General features: G+C 48.7%; 19 protein-coding genes. 18 read left to right on the plus strand and 1 reads right to left on the minus strand.

Features of this window, described 5'->3' with window-relative positions; genetic code table 11:
• Nucleotides 1-50 precede the first annotated feature (50 nt).
• The 5 genes from rpoC to tuf all read left to right on the plus strand — a co-directional run bounded on the left by rpoC (nucleotide 51) and on the right by tuf (nucleotide 8,295).
• Complete coding sequence (rpoC, locus tag B0X71_RS00540) at nucleotides 51-3,653, plus strand: DNA-directed RNA polymerase subunit beta' (protein WP_077587631.1); 3,603 nt, start codon at nucleotides 51-53, stop codon at nucleotides 3,651-3,653.
• A 283-nt stretch (nucleotides 3,654-3,936) separates the two neighbouring features.
• Entirely contained in the window at nucleotides 3,937-4,356 is a 420-nt protein-coding gene (rpsL, locus tag B0X71_RS00545; RefSeq protein WP_077587632.1) for a 30S ribosomal protein S12, read from the plus strand.
• Between the two features lie 32 nt (nucleotides 4,357-4,388).
• Nucleotides 4,389-4,859, plus strand: coding sequence for a 30S ribosomal protein S7 (rpsG, locus tag B0X71_RS00550; RefSeq protein ID WP_077587633.1), 471 nt, complete (start codon nucleotides 4,389-4,391; stop codon nucleotides 4,857-4,859).
• A gap of 51 nt (nucleotides 4,860-4,910) precedes the next feature.
• Complete coding sequence (gene fusA, locus B0X71_RS00555; protein WP_077587634.1) at nucleotides 4,911-6,989, plus strand: elongation factor G; 2,079 nt, start codon at nucleotides 4,911-4,913, stop codon at nucleotides 6,987-6,989.
• Nucleotides 6,990-7,107: 118 nt separating this feature from the next.
• Nucleotides 7,108-8,295 carry an elongation factor Tu gene (tuf, locus tag B0X71_RS00560; protein ID WP_077587635.1) on the plus strand — a complete coding sequence of 396 codons (1,188 nt, stop codon included), beginning with the start codon at nucleotides 7,108-7,110 and terminating at the stop codon, nucleotides 8,293-8,295.
• A 226-nt stretch (nucleotides 8,296-8,521) separates the two neighbouring features.
• Here the strand turns inward: tuf and B0X71_RS21310 are convergent, their stop codons facing one another.
• Complete coding sequence (locus B0X71_RS21310; RefSeq protein ID WP_232336870.1) at nucleotides 8,522-8,758, minus strand: hypothetical protein; 237 nt, start codon at nucleotides 8,756-8,758, stop codon at nucleotides 8,522-8,524.
• Between B0X71_RS21310 and B0X71_RS00565 the strand changes: the two genes are divergently transcribed.
• The 13 genes from B0X71_RS00565 (at nucleotide 8,690) to rplC (ending at nucleotide 22,750) form a co-directional block, all read left to right on the plus strand.
• A complete protein-coding gene (locus B0X71_RS00565; RefSeq protein ID WP_232336822.1) occupies nucleotides 8,690-9,721 on the plus strand; it encodes an ISL3 family transposase in 1,032 nt (343 codons plus the stop codon). The two genes, B0X71_RS21310 and B0X71_RS00565, sit on opposite strands and share 69 nt — an antisense overlap.
• 276 nt (nucleotides 9,722-9,997) lie before the next feature.
• Nucleotides 9,998-10,897 (plus strand): branched-chain-amino-acid transaminase, encoded by a 900-nt coding sequence (ilvE, locus tag B0X71_RS00570; protein WP_077587637.1) that lies wholly within the window; start codon nucleotides 9,998-10,000, stop codon nucleotides 10,895-10,897.
• A 385-nt stretch (nucleotides 10,898-11,282) separates the two neighbouring features.
• Complete coding sequence (gene ilvB, locus B0X71_RS00575) at nucleotides 11,283-12,989, plus strand: acetolactate synthase large subunit (protein WP_232336823.1); 1,707 nt, start codon at nucleotides 11,283-11,285, stop codon at nucleotides 12,987-12,989.
• Entirely contained in the window at nucleotides 12,986-13,501 is a 516-nt protein-coding gene (gene ilvN, locus B0X71_RS00580; protein WP_077587638.1) for an acetolactate synthase small subunit, read from the plus strand. The genes ilvB and ilvN overlap by 4 nt, the downstream gene beginning before the upstream one ends.
• Before the next feature lie 32 nt (nucleotides 13,502-13,533).
• Nucleotides 13,534-14,568: a ketol-acid reductoisomerase gene (ilvC, locus tag B0X71_RS00585; protein ID WP_232336747.1), complete on the plus strand. Its 1,035-nt coding sequence runs from the start codon at nucleotides 13,534-13,536 to the stop codon at nucleotides 14,566-14,568.
• Complete coding sequence (locus tag B0X71_RS00590) at nucleotides 14,555-16,096, plus strand: 2-isopropylmalate synthase (RefSeq protein WP_077587640.1); 1,542 nt, start codon at nucleotides 14,555-14,557, stop codon at nucleotides 16,094-16,096. The genes ilvC and B0X71_RS00590 overlap by 14 nt, the downstream gene beginning before the upstream one ends.
• Nucleotides 16,097-16,123: 27 nt before the next feature.
• Complete coding sequence (gene leuB / locus B0X71_RS00595) at nucleotides 16,124-17,224, plus strand: 3-isopropylmalate dehydrogenase (RefSeq protein ID WP_077587641.1); 1,101 nt, start codon at nucleotides 16,124-16,126, stop codon at nucleotides 17,222-17,224.
• Between the two features lie 18 nt (nucleotides 17,225-17,242).
• The gene (leuC, locus tag B0X71_RS00600; protein WP_077587642.1) at nucleotides 17,243-18,661 is read left to right on the plus strand and encodes a 3-isopropylmalate dehydratase large subunit; all 1,419 of its coding nucleotides are present in this window, start codon (nucleotides 17,243-17,245) and stop codon (nucleotides 18,659-18,661) included.
• Between the two features lie 22 nt (nucleotides 18,662-18,683).
• The gene (gene leuD, locus B0X71_RS00605; protein WP_077587643.1) at nucleotides 18,684-19,274 is read left to right on the plus strand and encodes a 3-isopropylmalate dehydratase small subunit; all 591 of its coding nucleotides are present in this window, start codon (nucleotides 18,684-18,686) and stop codon (nucleotides 19,272-19,274) included.
• Nucleotides 19,275-19,349: 75 nt separating this feature from the next.
• Entirely contained in the window at nucleotides 19,350-20,003 is a 654-nt protein-coding gene (locus tag B0X71_RS00610) for a threonine ammonia-lyase (protein WP_077587644.1), read from the plus strand.
• A 177-nt stretch (nucleotides 20,004-20,180) separates the two neighbouring features.
• Nucleotides 20,181-21,506, plus strand: coding sequence for a Na+/H+ antiporter family protein (locus B0X71_RS00615; protein ID WP_077587645.1), 1,326 nt, complete (start codon nucleotides 20,181-20,183; stop codon nucleotides 21,504-21,506).
• A 240-nt stretch (nucleotides 21,507-21,746) separates the two neighbouring features.
• Nucleotides 21,747-22,055, plus strand: a complete 309-nt coding sequence (gene rpsJ / locus B0X71_RS00620; RefSeq protein ID WP_077587646.1) for a 30S ribosomal protein S10 — start codon at nucleotides 21,747-21,749, stop codon at nucleotides 22,053-22,055.
• 68 nt (nucleotides 22,056-22,123) lie between these two features.
• Nucleotides 22,124-22,750 carry a 50S ribosomal protein L3 gene (gene rplC, locus B0X71_RS00625; protein ID WP_077587647.1) on the plus strand — a complete coding sequence of 209 codons (627 nt, stop codon included), beginning with the start codon at nucleotides 22,124-22,126 and terminating at the stop codon, nucleotides 22,748-22,750.
• Nucleotides 22,751-22,753: the final 3 nt, after the last annotated feature.

Raw genomic sequence — 22,753 nt, forward strand, 5'->3', positions numbered from 1 at the left:
CATGAAGGAAAGCCGGACAGAAACTCGACATAAAAAGGGAGGCAGGCTCCTTGATAGATGTTAACAATTTCGAATATATGAAAATCGGTTTAGCTTCACCCGATAAAATTCGTTCGTGGTCATACGGGGAAGTCAAAAAACCAGAAACAATTAACTACCGGACACTGAAGCCAGAAAAGGACGGATTATTCTGTGAGCGAATTTTCGGTCCGACAAAAGACTGGGAATGCCATTGCGGAAAGTACAAGCGCGTCCGCTATAAAGGTGTTGTCTGTGATCGCTGTGGCGTAGAAGTAACACGTGCGAAAGTCCGCCGCGAACGGATGGGGCATATTGAACTTGCTGCTCCAGTTTCACACATTTGGTACTTTAAAGGCATCCCGAGCCGAATGGGTCTGATTTTGGACATTTCACCGCGTTCACTGGAAGAAGTTATTTATTTCGCTTCATATGTGGTCATCGACCCGGCGGATACGCCGCTCGAGAAAAAGCAGCTTCTGTCTGAAAAAGAGTACCGCGCGTACCGCGACAAATACGGACGCAAATTCCAGGCGGCTATGGGAGCAGAGGCTATCAAGCGTCTCCTCCAGGAAATTGACCTGGAAAAAGAAACCGACACATTGAAAGAAGAACTGAAAACCGCACAAGGTCAGCGTCGTACCCGGGCAATCAAACGGCTGGAAGTTGTGGAATCATTCCGTAACTCCGGCAACCGTCCGGATTGGATGGTACTTGACGTGCTGCCGGTTATTCCGCCGGAGCTTCGTCCAATGGTTCAACTGGACGGCGGCCGTTTTGCCACATCCGACCTGAATGACTTGTACCGCCGTGTAATTAACCGGAACAACCGGCTGAAACGGTTACTCGATCTTGGTGCGCCAAGCATTATCGTGCAAAACGAAAAACGGATGCTGCAGGAAGCCGTCGATTCCCTGATCGATAATGGCCGCCGCGGCCGTCCGGTTACAGGACCGGGTAACCGCCCGCTTAAATCCCTGTCGCATATGCTGAAAGGGAAGCAGGGCCGTTTCCGTCAGAACCTGCTTGGAAAACGGGTTGACTATTCAGGCCGTTCCGTTATCGTTGTCGGACCGAATCTGAAGATGTATCAATGCGGTCTGCCGAAAGAAATGGCAATCGAATTGTTCAAGCCGTTTGTGATGAAAGAATTGGTGGAGCGCGGACTTGCCCACAACATCAAGAGTGCAAAGCGCAAAATCGAACGCCTTCACTCGGAAGTATGGGATGTACTTGAAGAAGTTATTAAGGAGCATCCGGTTCTCTTGAACCGTGCACCGACACTTCACCGTCTAGGTATCCAGGCATTCGAACCGACACTTGTCGAAGGACGCGCGATTCGTCTGCATCCGCTCGTATGTACTGCATACAACGCAGACTTTGACGGGGACCAGATGGCTGTTCACGTGCCGTTGTCTTCAGAGGCACAGGCAGAAGCCCGTCTCTTGATGCTTGCAGCACAGAACATCTTGAATCCGAAAGACGGGAAGCCGGTTGTAACACCGTCTCAGGATATGGTGCTTGGTAACTACTACCTGACACTGGAGCGTAAAAATGCCACAGGTGAAGGGTCGAGCTTCTATGGACCGAATGAAGTGATGGTTGCTTATCAGAACGGCCATGTGCATCTGCACAGCCGGATTGCGATCAAAGCTTCGTCAGTTAACAATCCGACATTCACTGAAGAGCAGAATAAGATGCTCCTGCTGACGACTGTCGGGAAAGTGATCTTTAACGAGATCTTGCCGAAGTCGTTCCCATATATCAATGAACCGACGGATTATAACTTGCAGGTAGAAACACCGGCAAAGTATTTCGTTCCGACAAATACGGATATCCGTAAGCATTTCGAAACAGCTGAACTCGTACAGCCGTTCAAAAAGAAAATCCTTGGAAATATCATTGCAGAAGTATTTAAACGATTCCACATTACGGAAACGTCCCGGATGCTTGACCGCATGAAAAATCTTGGATTCAGCTATTCCACAAAAGCTGGTATTACAATCGGGATTTCCGATATCGTGGTGCTGCCGGATAAAGGTAAAATCCTGGAAGAGGCACAGGACAAAGTAGATAAAGTGACAAAGCAGTTCCGTCGCGGTCTCATTACAGAAGAGGAACGCTATGAGCGGGTCATTTCTTACTGGAGCCAGGCGAAAGATGTCATTCAGGACAAGCTGATGGCATCACTTGATACTTTGAATCCTATCTTCATGATGAGTGATTCCGGTGCGCGAGGTAACGCGTCCAACTTCACACAGCTCGCCGGTATGCGCGGTCTCATGGCAAACCCGGCCGGCCGAATCATCGAACTTCCAATCAAGTCATCATTCCGTGAAGGTCTTACAGTACTCGAGTACTTCATCTCGACACACGGTGCCCGTAAAGGTCTTGCAGATACTGCACTGAAGACAGCTGACTCCGGTTACCTGACCCGTCGTCTTGTAGATGTGGCACAGGATGTCATCGTCCGTGAAGATGATTGCGGAACTGACCGCGGTCTGCTCGTAGGTGCCCTGATGGAAGGTACAGAAGTAATCGAGGAACTCGAAGAGCGGATTGTCGGACGCCATACGAAGAAAACGATCCGTCATCCGGAAACGAAAGAAGTAATCCTTCCGAAAGATGAACTGATTACGGAAGACATTACCCGAATTATCATTGAATCGGGTCTTAAGGAAATCACAATTCGCTCTGCGTTTATGTGTAATACAAAGCACGGGGTGTGTAAGAAGTGCTACGGTACGAACCTGGCAACAGGCGAGGAAGTCGAAGTGGGCGAAGCAGTCGGTATCATCGCTGCCCAGTCGATCGGTGAACCGGGCACACAGCTGACAATGCGTACGTTCCATACGGGCGGCGTAGCCGGAAGCGATATTACACAAGGTCTTCCGCGTATCCAGGAGATTTTTGAATCGCGTAATCCGAAAGGACAGGCGGTTATCAGTGAAATCACCGGTACTGTTACAGCGGTTGATGAGATCCGTGAAGGCCAGAAAGAAATCACCATTCAAGGTGATGTGGAAACACGCAAATATTCTACACCTTACAATGCGCGTCTGCGGGTTGCTGTAGATAATCAGATTGCACGCGGACAAGTGCTGACAGAAGGATCCATCGATCCAAAAGAACTGCTTCGCGTAAAAGATGTAGCATCAGTGCAGGAATATCTGCTGAAAGAAGTACAGAAAGTTTACCGGATGCAAGGGGTAGAGATCGGGGATAAGCACGTTGAAGTTATGGTACGCCAAATGCTCCGGAAAGTCCGGGTCATTGAAGCGGGCGATACGGATCTGCTGCCAGGCTCACTTCTTGATATCCACCAGTTTACCGAAGCTAACGTAAAAGCGGTACTGGCCGGAGACATGCCAGCAACCAGCCGACCGGTTATTCTCGGGATTACAAAAGCATCCCTTGAAACTGAGTCCTTCCTCTCTGCTGCCTCATTCCAGGAAACAACACGTGTCCTGACCGACGCAGCGATCAAGGGGAAACGGGATGAGCTTCTCGGACTCAAAGAGAATGTCATCATCGGTAAACTGGTTCCTGCCGGAACAGGCATGCAGCGCTACCGCCAGATTGAACTGGACGGCGTGGAAAATGAACCGCTTGAAGAAGTGGTGAATGCAGAATAAAGCAGTAATAATTCCGGGACGCCCTGAATGGGCGTCCCGTGAATTTCTGTGATTATCGGTTGACACTGCTAGTGAAGAATGATAACATATTGAAGGTTGATAGTTAACGGTTCCTTTTTTAATGAAGGGCTGTAACATCATTGGTAAAAGACAAGGCAGCGGATGACAGACCATCCCTGAATAACCGTTTTTGTGTGTGAAACACAAAGACGTTGTTTTTACCCAAAAAATGAACCACCTGGATGTGTGGTATTAAAGTAAATAATGAGAGGAGGACCTATCGATGCCTACAATTAACCAATTGGTACGTAAGCCTCGTAAATCCAAAAGCAGCAAATCCGATTCACCGGCTTTGAACAAAGGTTATAACAGCTTCAAGAAAAGCCAGACAGACGTGAGTTCACCACAAAAACGTGGAGTTTGTACGCGTGTTGGTACAATGACACCGAAAAAACCGAACTCGGCACTTCGTAAATATGCGCGTGTGCGTCTGACTAACCAGATTGAAGTAACAGCTTACATTCCGGGCGAAGGCCACAACCTGCAGGAGCACAGTGTCGTACTGATCCGCGGCGGACGTGTAAAAGACCTTCCGGGTGTACGTTACCATATCGTACGCGGAGCGCTTGATACTGCTGGTGTTAACAACCGTATGCAGAGCCGTTCCCTTTACGGTACGAAAAGACCGAAAGAGAAAAAATAAGTATAAACCCTTAAGTGAAAGGAGGAACCAATATGCCTCGTAAAGGTCCTGTATCTAAACGTGATGTGCTGCCGGATCCGATTTACAATTCGAAACTGGTGACACGTCTGATCAATAAAATGATGGTTGACGGTAAAAAAGGAACTTCTCAGAAGATTCTCTATGGAGCATTTGAACTGATTCGTGAACGTAGCGGCAAAGAGCCGATCGAAGTTTACGAACAGGCGCTTACTAATGTAATGCCAGTACTTGAAGTGCGTGCACGCCGTGTCGGTGGCGCGAACTACCAGGTGCCGGTTGAAGTACGTCCTGAACGCCGTACAACACTCGGCCTTCGTTACCTCGTTAATTACTCGCGTCTGCGCGGTGAAAAGACGATGGAAGAGCGTCTGGCTAATGAAATTCTTGATGCTGCCAACAATACTGGTGCATCTGTGAAGAAACGTGAAGACATGCACAAAATGGCAGAAGCGAATAAAGCATTCGCTCACTACCGCTGGTAGGATTTCCTGTCATTTTAGTACTTTAATCCGAAATGGAAGGAGAAAGACCACATGCCAAGAGAGTTCTCCTTAGAAAGAACACGTAATATCGGAATCATGGCCCACATTGATGCCGGTAAAACAACTACTACGGAGCGTATTTTATACTACACTGGCCGTATCCATAAACTCGGTGAAACACACGAAGGGGCTTCTCAGATGGACTGGATGGAGCAGGAGCAGGAGCGTGGAATCACGATCACTTCTGCTGCGACAACAGCTGCCTGGGCGGACCACCGTGTTAATATCATCGATACACCGGGACACGTAGACTTCACAGTTGAAGTAGAACGTTCCCTCCGGGTGCTTGATGGTGCGGTTGCAGTTCTTGATGCGCAGTCCGGCGTGGAACCGCAGACAGAAACGGTTTGGCGCCAGGCAACAACATACGGAGTACCGCGTGTTGTTTTCGTCAATAAAATGGATAAAATCGGAGCAGATTTCCTCTACTCTGTAAAAACAATGCACGACCGCCTTCAGGCGAATGCACATCCGATTCAGATTCCAATCGGTGCTGAAGATGAATTTGAAGCAATCATTGACCTTGTGGAAATGAGAGCAATATTCTACGGCAACGATGAAGGAACGGATATCCAAATCCGTGAAATTCCTGAATCTCATATGGCGCAAGCTGAAGAATGGCGTGAAAAGCTGGTTGAAGCTGTAGCAGAACTCGATGAAAATCTCATGGAGAAATATCTGGGCGGCGAAGAAATCACAAATGAAGAATTGCGTGCAGCAATCCGTCAGGGAACAGTCAACGTTGAGTTCTACCCGGTTGTCTGTGGCTCTGCCTTCAAAAACAAAGGTGTTCAGCTGATGCTGAATGCAGTTATCGATTACCTTCCATCACCACTTGATGTAAAAGCAATCACTGGTCATGTACCAGACAGTGAAGAAGAAGTAATCCGTAAAGCTGGAGACGATCAGCCGTTCTCAGCACTCGCATTCAAAGTTATGACTGACCCGTATGTTGGGAAACTGACATTCTTCCGCGTATATTCAGGTGTCCTGAATTCCGGATCGTATGTACAGAACTCAACAAAAGGCAAACGTGAGCGTGTTGGACGTATCCTTCAGATGCACGCGAACTCCCGCGAAGAAATCGCACAGGTTTATTCCGGAGATATCGCAGCTGCAGTAGGTTTGAAAGATACAACAACAGGCGATACGCTTTGTGACGAAAAAAGCCTAGTAATTCTGGAGTCTATGGAATTCCCTGAGCCGGTTATTTCCCTTTCGGTTGAACCGAAATCGAAAGCTGACCAGGATAAAATGACAACAGCGCTTCAGAAATTACAGGAAGAAGATCCGACTTTCCGCGCGCACACTGACCAGGAAACTGGACAGGTTATCATTGCTGGTATGGGTGAACTTCACCTGGACATCATTGTTGACCGTATGCGCCGTGAATTCAAAGTTGAAGCTAACGTGGGTGCTCCTCAGGTATCTTACCGTGAAACATTCCGTAGCTCTGCACAAGTAGAAGGGAAGTTCGTCCGTCAGTCCGGTGGCCGTGGTCAGTTTGGACATGTATGGATCGAGTTCTCTCCTAACGAAGAGGGCGCAGGTTTCGAATTTGAAAATGCAATCGTCGGTGGTGTGGTTCCGCGTGAATACATCCCGGCTGTTGAAGCAGGCCTCCGCGATTCACTCGATAATGGTGTTATTGCTGGTTATCCGCTGATCGATATCAAAGCAAGACTTTATGACGGTTCTTACCATGACGTTGACTCCAACGAAATGGCGTTTAAAATCGCTGCCTCTATGGCATTGAAAAACGCAATTTCTAAAGTTAACCCGGTAATTCTTGAGCCGATCATGCGCGTCGAGGTTGTTATTCCTGAAGAATATCTCGGGGATATCATGGGTGACATTACGTCACGCCGCGGCCGTGTAGAAGGTATGGATGCCCGCGGTAACGCACAGGTAGTCCGTGCGATGGTACCTCTTGCAGAAATGTTCGGCTATGCAACTTCACTGCGTTCCAATACGCAGGGCCGCGGTGTGTTCTCAATGCACTTCGACCACTATGAAGAAGTGCCGAAATCGATTTCTGAGGGGATCATTAAGAAAAATAAAGGCGAATAATTGAATTTTGCCTTTGCATCAAGTATAAATAATTTGTAGCCCGGGGCAGCGGGGAATCCGCTGTTTCGGAAGCTGTAAATTACGATGATAAACATTAACTTTGAGGAGGATTTTTCTAATGGGTAAAGCTAAATTTGACCGCTCCAAAACACACGCGAATATCGGTACAATCGGACACGTTGACCATGGTAAAACTACGCTGACTGCAGCAATTGCTACAGTTCTTGCTAGAGCATCAGGCGGGGAAGCTCGTTCTTATGACCAAATCGACAACGCACCTGAAGAAAAAGAGCGTGGTATCACAATCAACACTTCTCACGTTGAGTACGAAACTGCTACTCGCCACTATGCACACGTTGACTGCCCAGGTCACGCTGACTATGTTAAAAACATGATCACTGGTGCTGCACAAATGGATGGCGGGATCCTGGTAGTATCTGCTGCTGATGGCCCAATGCCACAGACTCGTGAGCACATCCTTCTTTCACGTCAGGTAGGCGTACCTTACCTTGTTGTATTCTTGAACAAATGCGACATGGTAGACGACGAAGAGCTTCTTGAACTCGTTGAAATGGAAGTTCGCGACCTGTTGTCTGAATATGACTTCCCTGGCGACGATGTACCTGTTGTTAAAGGTTCCGCTCTGAAAGCTCTCGAAGGCGAAACTGAATGGGAAGAAAAAATCTTGGAACTGATGAATGCAGTTGATGAGTACATCCCAACTCCAGAACGCGACACTGACAAGCCATTCATGATGCCGGTTGAGGACGTATTCTCAATCACTGGCCGTGGTACGGTTGCAACTGGACGTGTAGAACGCGGACAGATCAAGGTTGGCGAAAACGTTCAAATCATCGGTCTTACTGAAGAACCAAAAACTACAACTGTAACAGGTGTAGAAATGTTCCGTAAGCTTCTTGACTACGCAGAAGCTGGCGACAACATTGGCGCACTTCTTCGCGGTGTTTCCCGTGATGACATTCAGCGTGGACAGGTTCTGGCGAAGCCAGGCACAATCACTCCACATACTGAATTCAAAGCGGAAGTTTATGTGCTTTCAAAAGAAGAAGGTGGACGTCATACGCCATTCTTCTCAAACTATCGTCCGCAGTTCTACTTCCGTACAACTGACGTAACGGGCGTTATCACTCTTCCTGAAGGCGTTGAAATGGTTATGCCTGGGGACAACATCGAAATGAACGTTGCCCTGATCTCTCCAATCGCGCTTGAAGATGGAACGAAATTCTCAATCCGTGAAGGTGGCCGTACTGTAGGCGCCGGCGTCGTTGCTAAAATCACGAAGTAATTGAATCGGATAATACCCCCAGCTCATTTCGTATGAGCTGGGGTTTTTTGCGTTCCAGATTCCGTGTAAAATACCAGTTTCACAGGACGAGCAGAAGCAGAGAGCTTGAAGAAGTAGTTTCCAATAATTATCAAGGTTTACAGAAGGATGGCTCATCACCGAAACGTGGGGTTGTGTAAGTGAAAGTTGATTGAACGTAAAAATTAGAAAAAAAGCGAAAACCCCGTTATCGTAATTGTTGACTAGACAAACCACGATAGGAGTTTTCGCTTTGTGCACCCAGTTTATCAAATCCCTGATTCCATTGCCAGCCTTTTTTACCGTCTCTCCGCCATCCGATGAAGCGCCGGCTGTTTTCCCAGTCGATCCGCCGGCCCACTGTATCCGCTGTCCGATTTGTGGCGGAAGAACCCATCGCCATGATCGGAAAATCCGCCGCTTTCGCCATGGGTATGCCTGGCATATTGGTACCCTGTGGATTGAACTAGCCGTTCCCAGACAGCGCTGCTTGGGTTGTGCCTACACGTTCACCTACGATTACGGGCTTGGGCTCATCCGTTATTCCACCGCTGCCTACCGTCGCGAAATCGTCCGTGGCTGCCATGGCCGCGCCCTTTCGGACGTGGCCTCCGAGTATCAGCTGCCATATACCACGGTGGAACGGTGGTTTTACCGGTATGCGCCAGAACAGGCAAAAGAAGAAAAAGCGGAACGGATCTGTGTCGATGAGTTCGCTTTCCGTAAAGGCCATTCCTATGCGACCAGTGTGCTGAATGCCGATACCGGAAGCGTGCTGGCTGTCGCCCGCGGACGGGACGAGGAGGCGATCAAAACTGTCCTGGCAAAGGTGAAGGGATCTGTGAAAGTGGTGGTGAGCGATCTGGCACCCGCCATGGCCAAGGCAATCCAAGCCACCTTTCCGTCCGCCGGCCACATCCTGGACCGTTTCCATATCATTCAATTCTTTACGGAGGCGCTCAAAAGGAGGCGCCGGTATTTGATCGAGGCGAAAAAGCATCACACGGTCCGCTTTATCGACCGTTGCCTGGCGTGTGAGCCGGCGGCTCTTACTGAAGGAGAGCGTGCCTATGTATTCCGCTGGCTGGAGGAAGACAGCCACCTATGCCATCTCTATCAGGCTTTACAGCACATCCGGTATGTCTTCAAAGCGACAACACCTACACAGGCAGGGCGACGGCTTTCCGACTGGATGAAGCGCTATCAGTTCCATGGATGCCGGGCAGCAGCTAAAATCGCAAAGAGCCTGATCGTTAGGGAAACCGCATTACTGGAAACCATTCTGTCCCCTTTATCAAACGGCATTATGGAAGGAACGAACAATAAGATCAAACTTATCAAAAGACGGGGATACGGCTACCGGAACGATGCCCATCTTTTCCTGCGAATCCGCTTGGAGACCGGGTGAACGCCTGTCACCCCCGACCTTTGGTGATGAGCCAGAAGGATCAAAAAGCATTGAAAACTCAAAATTAAATTGAAAAAACTTTTGAAGAGGAAAAACTGCGATACAGCAAGGATGTAAGCGTATTCAAAAATAGTTAATATTCTAAATTGATTAAAAAATTAAACAATGTGGTTGACACTATGGTTCAGAGGCGATAAGATTACACCAATTTATAAAAAGCGGAAGCATTCTTATCCGCATTACCAGTGAACTAAACAGCAGAAAGAAGTGGACAGCATGATGGACCAAGTCATATTCATGAACGGTGAATTTGTTAAAAAAGAATACGCAAAGGTTTCTGTATATGATCATGGTTTTCTGTACGGAGATGGTGTTTTTGAAGGAATCAGGAGTTATGATGGCAACGTGTTTCGATTAGAGGAGCACTTGGAACGACTTTATGATTCCGCCAAGTCAATCATGCTGGCGATTCCCTATACGGCTGAAGAAATGACAGATATTGTGGTTGGAACTCTCCAGCGCAATGGATTGCGGGATGCATACATTCGATTGGTGGTTTCCAGAGGAGTCGGCAATTTAGGTCTTGATCCATCCAGCTGTGCGCAGCCGAATGTAATTGTCATTGCTGAAAAGCTGTCCCTGTTTCCGAAAGCGTTATATGAGACGGGGATCGAAATCGTATCCGTCGCTACACGGCGAAACCGCTCAGATGTTTTGAGCCCTAAAGTGAAATCCTTGAACTATTTAAATAACATCCTAGTGAAAATTGAAGCAAATCTCGCCGGTGTACCGGAAGCGTTGATGATGAATGAACAAGGATATGTGGCAGAAGGATCAGCAGATAATATCTTTATTGTGAAGAACAATAAATTGCTGACACCGCCAGGCTATGTGGGTGCGCTTGAAGGTATTACCCGAAACGCGATCATTGAGCTTGCTGCCCGAAAAGGATACGACATGAAAGAAGGAGTTTTCACCAGACATGACGTGTATGTGGCGGACGAAGTGTTTCTGACAGGAACTGCAGCTGAAGTGATTTCAGTTATCAAAGTGGATGGCCGAATCATCGGCGATGGAAAACCGGGTCCGGTGACAAATGATTTGCTGTACGCTTTTCGGGAGCTTGTTCAGGAAGACGGCGTGAAAGTATACGGTGATAAAGTCAGCATCATTTGAAGTGAATAAAAAATGAAATAGCACTAACGCAATGACGAGGTCATAAGTGAATGGATGCCTGTATTTCCAGAGAGCCGGTACTGCTGAGAGCCGGCAATACAGCCATTCACTTCTCCCCTCCGAGTGGAATGCTGAAAGGGCCCCGCCCGTTTAGGTGTTTCCGGTACCAAACCTGGTATCGTTATAAAAAGGATAAGCACAGCTTATCCATGAGGCTGCAGATATGCAGTGAACCAGGGTGGTACCATGAAGCTTTTTCATCCCTGCACAGGAGAGATGATCTCTGTGCCGGATGGAAAAGCTTTTTATTGTTTATCAAATGAAAAACTGTCAGAGCCAACGGAGTAAAGAAAAGGAGGCGGACAAATTGGAAGTAAGCGTAAAGATGCGAGATGCAGCAACACAAACAATACAGAAAAGCGGTGCTGATATCCTGATTGAATCGTTAAAAGAACAGGGTGTCGAAATGATCTTTGGTTATCCCGGAGGAGCTGTACTTCCGATTTACGATGCTCTCTATAAGAATCCGATCCGTCATGTACTCGCCCGTCATGAACAGGGAGCGATTCATGCGGCTGAGGGATATGCCAGGGTTTCCGGGAAGGCTGGCGTGGTGCTGGCGACATCAGGGCCGGGGGCAACGAACCTTGTGACCGGTATAGCGGATGCCATGCTCGATTCGCTCCCGCTGGTTGTTTTCACCGGGCAAGTAGCCACGACCGTTATAGGTACGGATGCTTTTCAGGAAGCGGATATTGTCAGCATCACACAGCCGATCACAAAGCATAATTACCAAGTGAAGAACGTGGAAGATCTTCCGCGGATCATTAAAGAAGCATTCTATATCGCTTCCACTGGAAGGCCGGGACCGGTAGTCGTCGATATACCTAAAAACATCGCCACCGGCATGTCATCAGCACAAGTGAGTGAGGAAGTGCGGTTGCCGGGCTATCAGCCGACGACTAACCCGAACTACCTCCAAATTCAAAAAGCTGTGCAGGTATTGGCGGAGGCGAAGCGGCCTCTCATCCTGGCCGGTGCAGGGGTCTTGGCAGCAAAAGCAACTTCGGAACTGGTCGCATTTGCTGAAAAATATCAGATTCCCGTGACTAACACGCTGCTGGGTCTTGGCGGCATCCCGGGTGACCACGACCTGTTCCTCGGAATGGCGGGCATGCACGGTACTTATACCGCCAATACGGCTATTTGTGAATGCGATGTACTCATGAATATCGGCGCCCGGTTCGATGACCGGCTGACGGGTAATCTGGCGGATTTCGCACCGAATGCGAAAGTGATACACATTGATATCGATCCGGCAGAAATCGGTAAAAACGTACCCACGGACATCCCGATCGTTGCAGACGCCCAAAAGGCATTGATTGCACTGCTCGAACAGCCGATTACAGGACCTGATACCACGCAGTGGCTGCAAAAACTGACGCATAATAAAAACAGTTACCCGCTGCAGTACAGTACAGCGAATAAGCAAGGCATCCTGCCGCAGCAGGCAGTTCAATTAATCCACCGGTTGACGGGAGGAGATGCGGTCATTACGACTGATGTTGGACAGCATCAGATGTGGACGGCACAGTACTATAAATTCAACAATCCGCATAATTGGGTAACATCGGGCGGCTTGGGAACAATGGGGTTCGGTTTCCCGGCAGCAATCGGAGCCCAGCTGGCAAAACCGGATGAAAAAGTAGTCGCAATTGTCGGCGATGCCGGGTTTCAGATGACGTTACAGGAGTTATCACTGTTGCAGGAGCTGCGGCTTCCAGTAAAAGTGGTCATCATGAATAATCAGAGCCTGGGAATGGTGAGACAATGGCAGGAAACTTTCTACGAGGAACGCTATTCACAATCCCTGCTTCATGTGCAGCCGGATTTTGTGAAATTAGCACAGGCATACGAAATTGATGCCTATAAGGTAGAGACGTTAGAGGATGCAGAAGAGGTATTCCGGAAAGCTTTTGAATCGAATGAGCCGGCATTGATTGACTGCCGGGTGCTGCAGCTGGAAAATGTCTACCCGATGGTCGCTCCAGGCAAAGGACTCAGCGAAATGATCGGGGTGATAAGTAAATGAAGCGCATTATAACGACAACGGTGATCAATCAAAGCGGTGTGCTGAACCGCGTAACAGGCCTGCTGATGAAGCGTCAGTTCAATATTGAAAGCATATCAGTCGGCCCTACGGAACAGGCAGGCATATCGAAAATGACGTTTGTGGTTAATGTGGAAGATGAGCGGAAGCTTGAACAGCTGCTGAAACAGCTACAGAAGCAGATCGATGTACTGAAAGTAAATGATATTACCGATAAAGCGATGGTCATGCGCGAATTAGCTTTGATCAAAGTAGTATCATCACCGGCTGTCCGGAGTGAGATTTACAGCATCACCGAACCGTTCCGAGCCGCTGTAATCGATATGAGTAAAAATGTCACGACATTTCAGGTGACCGGTGAACCGGAAAAAATAGACGCATTGGTGGATCTCCTGAAGCCATACGGCATTAAAGAACTAACAAGAAGCGGAGTATCCGCATTTGTGCGGGAAACGCAAAAAGCGCCTGCACCACAGCAACTATCCATCTTATAAAAACAGTCCAACCATCTGAGGAGGAAATATTAATGGCTAAAATGTATTATAACCAAGACGTGAATGAACAGGCACTACAAGGTAAGACAGTAGCAATTATCGGATACGGATCACAGGGACACGCTCATGCACAGAACTTGAAAGATTCCGGATATGACGTAGTGGTTGGTGTCCGGCCGGGCAAATCGTTTGAAAAAGCAGAAGCGGACGGTTTGAGAGTTACGAGTGCTGCAGAAGCGGCACAGTCGGCAGATATTATTATGGTACTCGTACCAGATGAGCGGCAGACACAAGTATATAACGAAGCGATCAAACCGGCGCTGACAGCAGGGAAATCACTCGTATTCGCTCACGGATTCAACATTCATTTCAATCAGATCGTGCCGCCGCCGGACGTGGATGTATTCCTGGTAGCACCGAAAGGACCGGGGCATCTTGTACGCCGGACATATGAATCAGGAGCTGGCGTTCCGGCATTGTTCGCTATCCACCAAAACGTGAGCGGCAAGGCGCAGGAAGTGGCCCTTGCTTATGCAAAAGGCATCGGCAGCACACGGGCAGGCGTTTTGGAAACGTCATTCAAAGAAGAAACTGAAACTGATCTGTTCGGGGAACAAGCAGTATTATGCGGCGGGCTGACATCCCTTGTAAAAGCCGGATTTGAAACGCTTGTGGAAGCCGGATACCAGCCGGAACTTGCTTACTTCGAATGTCTCCATGAATTGAAACTGATCGTGGACCTGATGTATGAAGGCGGCTTATCGGGTATGCGTTATTCCATTTCTGATACGGCACAATGGGGCGATTTCGTTTCAGGGCCGCGGGTGGTGGATGAAGCAACCAAAGATCGGATGAAAGACATCCTGAAAGATATCCAGACAGGAAAATTCGCAAAAGGCTGGCTGCTCGAGAATCAGTTGAACCGTCCGGAATTCCGGGCGATTGAACAAGCGGAAGAAGCGCATCAGATTGAGCAGGTCGGCAGAGAATTGCGGGCAATGATGCCATTCGTGAATCCGGCAAACAATAAAAAAGAAAATGAGGTGACATCCAGTGCGAAAAGTTGATATTTTCGACACGACCTTGCGGGACGGTGAACAGTCAGCAGGCATTAACTTAAACACAGCCGAAAAAATTGAGATTGCCCGCCAGCTGGAACGCCTCGGTGTCACAATTATTGAATCCGGATTTCCGGCAGCTTCTCCCGGTGATTTTGACGCAGTAAAGCGGATTGCGGGTACTGTTAAGAATTCAATCGTCACCGGGCTTGCCCGGTCCGTAAAAAGTGATATTGACCGATCGTGGGAAGCGCTCCGCGGAGCGGAGCAGCCCCACATTCATATTTTCCTGGCGACTTCACCGATTCATATGGAACATAAATTGATGAAGACGCCGGATCAAGTCGTGGAAGCGGCAGTGGAATCTGTAAAGTACGCCCGTCGGTTTTTCCCGCTTGTCCAGTGGTCAGCGGAGGATGCATCCCGTTCTGACCTCGAATTCCTTGCCCATATCATCGGAAAAGTAGTGGAAGCGGGAGCTACCACCGTCAATATTCCGGATACAGTCGGCTATGCAACACCACAGGAATACGGCGACATGTTCCGCTATTTGAAAGAAAACGTGAAAGGCATCGACAAGGTGAAGTTATCCGCGCATTGCCATAATGATCTTGGCATGGCAACAGCCAATACATTGGCAGCGATTGAAAATGGAGCTGACCAAGTGGAAGGCACAATCAATGGAATCGGCGAACGGGCAGGAAATGTTGCCCTTGAAGAGATTGCGGTGGCTCTTCATATCCGCAAGCCGGTATATGGCGTTGAAACAACAATAAATCTGCATGAAATTAAACGGACAAGCCAGCTAGTCAGTCAGCTTACCGGCAGTCTGATTCAGCCGAATAAAGCGGTAGTCGGAAAAAATGCATTTGCGCATGAATCAGGAATTCATCAGGATGGCATGCTGAAAAATCCACTGACCTATGAAATCATCACGCCAGAGCTGATTGGAGACGCGGCGACAGAGCTGGTACTCGGCAAGCATTCAGGCCGGCATGCATTTAAGGACCGGGCCATCAAAATGGGCTTTGATTTAAGTGAAGAGAAACTGAATAACGCATTCATCGAATTCAAAAAGCTCGCAGACCGCAAGAAAGCGATTGTGGAAGAAGATCTGATGGTATTGCTTACCGATCAGCAGATCCATGATGAGGACGTGCCGGTCTACGAACTGGCCAGCGTACAAGTCCAATATGGAACAGCTCACATTCCGACAGCTACTGTCACAGCACATGCACCGAACGGTGATTTGATCAGCGAAGCGGCTACAGGAGCGGGGTCGGTTGAAGCAATATTCAACACATTGGAACGGGTTGTTAAAGGAAAAGTCCATATCCTCGATTATCGGGTCACATCCATTGGAAAAGGGCGCGATGCATTGGGAGAAGCAGTTATTAACATGAGCTATGACGGAGAGACGGTAACCGGACGTGACGTCGCACAAGACGTGCTCGAAGCGACAGCGAAAGCTTACTTGAACGCAGTGAACCGTCAAGTTGTAAAGGCGGAGGCAAAAGTGAAGGTAACGGCAGGTTGATTAAGAATTTTCCAAGGAGGAATTAATATGGTGAAAAGAATCACAGTAATGCCTGGAGATGGAATCGGCCCTGAAGTCACGGAAGCGGCAGTGGAAGTGCTACGGGCAGTAGCCCGGCGCTATGGCCATGCGTTTCAGTTCACCTATGCAGCTATCGGCGGAGATGCCATTGACCAGTACGGCAAGCCACTGCCGGATGAAACGATTGCTGTGTGCGAAGCGAGTGATGCAGCGCTCCTCGGTGCTGTCGGAGGACCGAAATGGGATCAACAGCCTTCTCATTTGCGGCCTGAAAGAGGCTTGCTGGATATTCGGAAGAAGTTCGATCTGTTTACAAACATCCGCCCCGTCAAGGCAGTGCCTTCACTTCTTGGCTCTTCCCCGCTTAAAGAAGAAGTTGCCCGGGAAGTGGATATGGTCATTGTGCGGGAACTGACAAGCGGCCTCTATTTCGGAGAACCGAAACAGCGTTCTCCGAAGTCTGCTGTTGATACGCTGGTGTATACGCGGGCAGAAATCGAACGGATTGTGGATCAGGCTTTCCAAATCGCACGCACAAGAAAAGGGAAAGTCACATCTGTTGATAAAGCCAACGTGCTTGAAACGAGCAAATTATGGCGTGAAGTGGTCGAAGAGCGGATGACAGCTTATCCGGACGTGGAAGTCGAGCATATGCTCGTGGATACGGCTGCGATGAAGCTGATCACGAACCCCCGGTCTTTTGATGTCATTGTCACGGAGAATATGTTCGGTGATATTCTGAGCGATGAAGCGTCTGTCATCACAGGTTCCCTCGGTATGCTTCCATCGGCCAGCACCCGAACGGACGGATTTGGCATTTATGAGCCTGTGCACGGTTCTGCACCGGACATTGCCGGACAGAATAAAGCGAATCCGACAGCTGCTATTTTATCAGCGGCAATGATGCTGAAGTACTCATTTGGTCTCCATACCGAAGCGGCTGCAGTGGAAGAAGCAGTAGCGGGTGTACTGGAAGATGGCTATTGTACCGGAGACATCGCAGGAGAGGGCAAACGGGTCATCTCCACAGGGGCATTCGCGGCACAAGTGATTGAAGAGCTGGAGCGCGAATTCGTATCTGAACATATTATGTATTCATACCGATGACAGAAAGGAGCGGCTGGTATGCCTAAGACGATTATCGAGAAAATCTGGGAGCAGCATGTTGTGTTTGAAGAAGAAGGAAAACCAGACCTGCTCTATATCGATCTTCACTTATTGCATGAAGTTACATCGCCGCAGGCATTTGAAGGCTTGCGGCTTAATGGCCGCAGCGTCCGGCGGCCGGATTTGTGTTTTGCGACCATGGACCATAATGTACCTACAAGAAACCGGGACATCATAAAAGATCCCATCTCCCGCAAACAAATCATGACGCTTGAAGAAAATTGCAAAGAGTTCGGCGTACCGCTGGCAGGCCTTAATCATCCTGACCAGGGCATCGTCCATGTAATCGGACCGGAACTCGGACTGACACAGCCTGGGAAAACAATTGTCTGCGGTGACAGCCATACATCGACTCACGGAGCATTTGGTGCCTTGGCGTTTGGCATCGGGACGAGTGAAGTTGAACATGTATTGTCTACCCAGACACTTTGGCAATCGAAGCCGAAGACCATGGAGATCCGGATTGATGGTGAACTTGGATTCGGAGTAGCAGCCAAAGACGTCATTCTCGCCATCATTGCAAAATTTGGAATTGATGTCGGTACCGGTCATGTCATGGAATATACAGGTGAAGCCATTCGCAAATTATCGATGGAGGAGCGGATGACGATCTGTAACATGTCCATTGAAGCGGGAGCCCGGGCAGGTCTGATTAGTCCGGACGAAACGACAGTCGAGTACTTGCGTGGGCGACGGCACGTTCCGGACGGCGAGGCATTCGAGGAAGAAGCCGATCGCTGGCTGGCACTGGCCAGTGATCCGGATGCCATATATGATATCTCCTTAAGCATTCATGCTGATGAAATCTCTCCATTTGTCACTTGGGGTACGAATCCTTCAATGGGATCAGGGATTGCCGGCCATGTCCCAAGGCTGATTGATTATGAGAAGAAGGCGGACCAGGAAGCTGTGCGTAAAGCATTAACTTACATGGACCTCGAAGAAGGCATTCCGCTGGATTCAATTGAAATTCAACACGTTTTTATTGGCTCATGCACGAATGCCCGGCTCGGAGATTTACGCGCGGCAAGTGAAATTGTAAAGGGCCAGAAAGTGCATCCGTCTGTCACTGCCATCGTAGTGCCTGGGTCTGCTACAGTCAAAAAGGCGGCAGAAGAAGAGGGCATCGATCAAGTGTTCCTGGAAGCGGGGTTTGAATGGCGCGAAACAGGATGCAGTATGTGCCTCGCAATGAATGAAGATGCAGTGCCGGCCGGGGAACGCTGCGCTTCCACTTCAAACCGGAATTTTGAAGGGCGCCAAGGAGCTGGATCCATGACTCATCTTGTCAGCCCGGTAATGGCGGCAGCGGCTGCAATCGAAGGACACCTGACAGACGTCCGGAAATATTTGAAGGAGCCGGTGACATCGGCATAACTCAAATCAGGAAGGTGCATATATGAAACCGATTAACGAAATCAGCAGTGTGGTTACGCCGCTCGACCGGCAAAATGTAGATACAGATCAGATTATTTCAAAGGAATTCCTGAAGCGGATTGAACGGACCGGTTTCGGCAAGTATTTATTCTATCACTGGCGTTTCCATCCGGATGGCAGTTTGAACGAAGACTTCGTTTTGAACGATCCAACGTATGCAGATTCGCAAATCCTTGTTGCGCAAGATAATTTCGGCTGTGGTTCCTCGCGTGAGCATGCACCGTGGGCGATTCAGGACTACGGGTTTAATGCAGTTATCGCACCAAGTTATGCGGATATTTTCTATAACAATTGTGTGAAAAATGGTATTCTGCCGATTCGGCTCCAGGAAAAAGAAGTGGATGAATTGCTTAAAAAAGGGAAACAGGCGCCGTATGCACTCAGCATTTCACTGGAAGATCAAACGGTACAGGGAGCGGATGGCGTTCAATATGCATTTGACATTGATCCATACTGGAAGCAAATGCTGCTGAACGGATGGGATGAAATCGCCCTCACGTTTCAGTATGAAACTTATATTGATGAATACGAGAAGCGGCATCCAGCCGTGTAACCCAACACACAGACAGGGAGATGATCTTTTGGGAATTCATATGACCCAGAGGGGCTATACCGGGCACTTGAACGTCTGACACCGGTCGTTCATCGCACACCTTGCAAGCAATCAGCCACTTTAAACAGACTGGCAGGCAAAAAAATCTCACTTAAACTTGAAAATCTGCAGAAGACCGGGTCGTTTAAAGTCCGCGGTGCTTACAACGAGATCAGTCAACTATCGGACGAGGTATGTGCGAATGGCATTCTGGCTGCCTCCGCGGGTAACCACGCACAAGGGGTTGCGTTAGCGGGACAGAAACGAGGAGTGCCGGTGACGGTATTCATGCCGGAAACCACTCCGCAGGCTAAGGTAATGGCGACCCGCCAATACGGCGCTATAGTAAAACTGAATGCCGCCCGCACCCAACCGACGATTGCTGAAGGAATCGGAGTGAAAGAACCGGGCATGCTCACGACTAACGTGATTTTGTCTTTAGTAGACGAAGTTCTCACTGTGACAGAACAGGAAATTGCATCAGCAATTCTGTTTATGCTGGAACGGGAGAAAATGCTGGTTGAAGGGGCAGGGGCAGCTGCTGTGGCCGCTGCACTTGCCGGATATTTGCCAGCAGGAAGCGGAAGTACAGGTATCATCGTCAGTGGCGGGAATCTTGATATTGCCAAGCTGGTCAGGTGTCATGAACTTGTTGCGGGTCTGAACCCGGCTGTGTTATCCATACTATAATTCACGAATAACAGAAATACAGCTCCGGCTGCAGCGATTGTTACTCTATCCTGCAGCCGGACTTTTTGTGCTGTCCGGCCTTAATCTCTTCATTCATATTGACATCCTCCAATGCTTTTGTTAATTTTAAAAGCGGACTTTATCGCTTTAGCATAGTAAAGGAGAACGTAATTAATTATGAATGCTGTTATTCTTGCCGTTTTAGTCATGTTGGTTTTAAGTTTATTTCGGGTGAATGTTGTATTTGCCTTGCTGATCGGTGCACTGGCGGGGGGAATCGCCGGGGGATTATCCTTGATGGATACCCTTACTGCGTTTACGGACGGGCTTGGTGCAGGAGCGGTGATCGCATTGAGCTATGCCATGCTGGGCGGCTTTGCCATCGCAATTTCCCGCACAGGAATCCCGGAACTGCTCGTCAGTCTAGTCATCAAGATGATCAATAAGGAAGAAAAGGGTGCTACTCGGGAAAGCTTAGTGAAAGCGCTGCTGGTTTTTGTGCTGCTGATCATGGCCGTGTTTTCACAAAACCTGATTCCGATTCATATTGCGTTCATTCCACTGCTGATTCCGCCGATCTTATATATCTTGAATGAATTGCAGATCGATCGCCGGCTGATTGCCGCTGTCCTGACATTTGGTCTTGTCATGCCGTACATGCTGCTGCCTTATGGATTCGGACTTATTTTTCATGAAATCATTACGACTCAAATGGGTCTCGCGGGGGTGGAAGTGGAAATGGCGGATATCCCGAGAGCCATGCTGCTGCCGGCAGCCGGATTATTCATCGGTCTGCTTATCGCGGTATTTATTTCCTACCGTAAACCCCGCACCTATCATTCCATGGCGGTAAAAGAAGAGAAAGCAGAAGAGAAGACAGCGTCTGTAAAAAATATTGCAGCGACTGTGGCTGCGCTGGCAGCGGCGCTTTGGGCGCAAATTTCCACCGACTCTATGATTGCCGGCGCGCTGGCGGGTATCGCAGTGCTCTATCTGGCAGGAGCCATGAAGTGGCGGGAAGCTGACCGGCTCTTAACGGAGGGCATGCAGATGATGGCATTCATCGGATTTGTTATCATTGCAGCAAACGGATTTGCTTCTGTTATTCAGGCCACAGGCGCAATCAGTCCACTTGTGGAAAGCGCATCGGATCTGTTTGGAGGCAGTCAGCTGCTGGCAGCGCTCGCCATGCTGCTTGTCGGTCTGTTTGTAACAATGGGAATCGGCTCATCGTTTGCAACCATCCCGATTATCGCAGCAATTTTCGTACCGCTCGCTGTGGAGTTCAACTTTTCGGAGCTTGCGATCATTGCACTCATCGGTACTGCCGGTGTGCTTGGAGATGCAGGCTCACCCGCATCAGATTCCACGCTCGGACCGACAGCCGGTTTAAATGCTGATGGCCGGCATAACCATATCTGGGATACGTGCGTGCCGACGTTTATCCATTATAATATCCCGCTCATCCTGTTTGGGTGGCTTGCGGTAATGGTTCTTACGTAAGTCAGCGTATGAGTTGAAAAAAAGCCAGTGAACCTATATAATAAATGAAGTTGTGTTTTAGGAGAAAGGATTTCGTATAAGTGCTTGCGAAATTCTTTTTTCTTGTGTATAATGTTGAATGTTGGTCTTTGACTGCGTTGAAGCGAGAGGTTACCGACACACCCGGCCGCTTTGCCATGGCGAGTGTACGGAAAATTTTCGCGGAGAAGTCTAGAAAATAGGCGAAAAGGAGGGAAAATAATGGCAAAACAAAAAATTCGTATCCGTTTAAAAGCATATGATCACAGAGTACTGGATCAGTCAGCGGAAAAAATTGTGGAAACAGCGAAACGTTCAGGTGCAAATGTATCCGGTCCAATTCCGCTTCCGACGGAAAGAACCGTCTACACAATCCTGCGTGCTGTCCACAAGTATAAAGATGCTCGTGAGCAATTCGAAATGCGCACACATAAACGTCTGATCGATATCGTTAATCCGACACCGCAGACTGTTGATGCGCTCATGAAGCTGGACCTGCCGTCCGGCGTCGACATTGAAATCAAACTTTAATCGGTAAAACGAATATAAAAGTAAATCCATTATTTAATTTATGAATCATTCACAGGAGGTGTAACGACATGACCAAAGGAATCTTAGGCAGAAAAATCGGCATGACGCAGGTATTTGCGGAAAACGGTGATCTGATCCCTGTAACTGTTATTGAAGCGGCTCCAAACGTCGTGCTTCAGAAAAAAACAGTTGATACAGACGGCTACGATGCAATCCAACTCGGTTTCGAAGATAAGCGTGAAAAGCTGTCAAACAAACCGGAAAAAGGACATACGGCAAAAGCAAACACTGCACCTAAGCGCTTCGTTCGCGAATTTCGCAATCTGAGCACAGCCGATTATGAAGTTGGTCAGGAAGTCGGAGTAACAGTTTTCACAGAAGGTGAAACTGTAGATGTAACAGGAACAACAAAAGGTAAAGGATTCCAGGGTGTTATCAAACGCCACGGACAGTCCCGCGGACCAATGGCACACGGTTCACGCTATCACCGCCGTCCAGGCTCAATGGGCCCGGTTGCTCCGAACCGCGTATTCAAACAGAAGAAACTGCCAGGTCAAATGGGCGGAAATACTGTAACAATCCAGAATCTCGAAGTCGTCCGTGTGGATGCAGAACGCAACTTGCTTCTTATTAAAGGCAATGTTCCAGGCGCCCGCAAAACACTTGTACGAGTAAGAGCAGCTATTAAAGCTTAATAA

Source organism: Planococcus lenghuensis (assembly GCF_001999905.1).
GTDB lineage: Bacteria > Bacillota > Bacilli > Bacillales_A > Planococcaceae > Indiicoccus > Indiicoccus lenghuensis.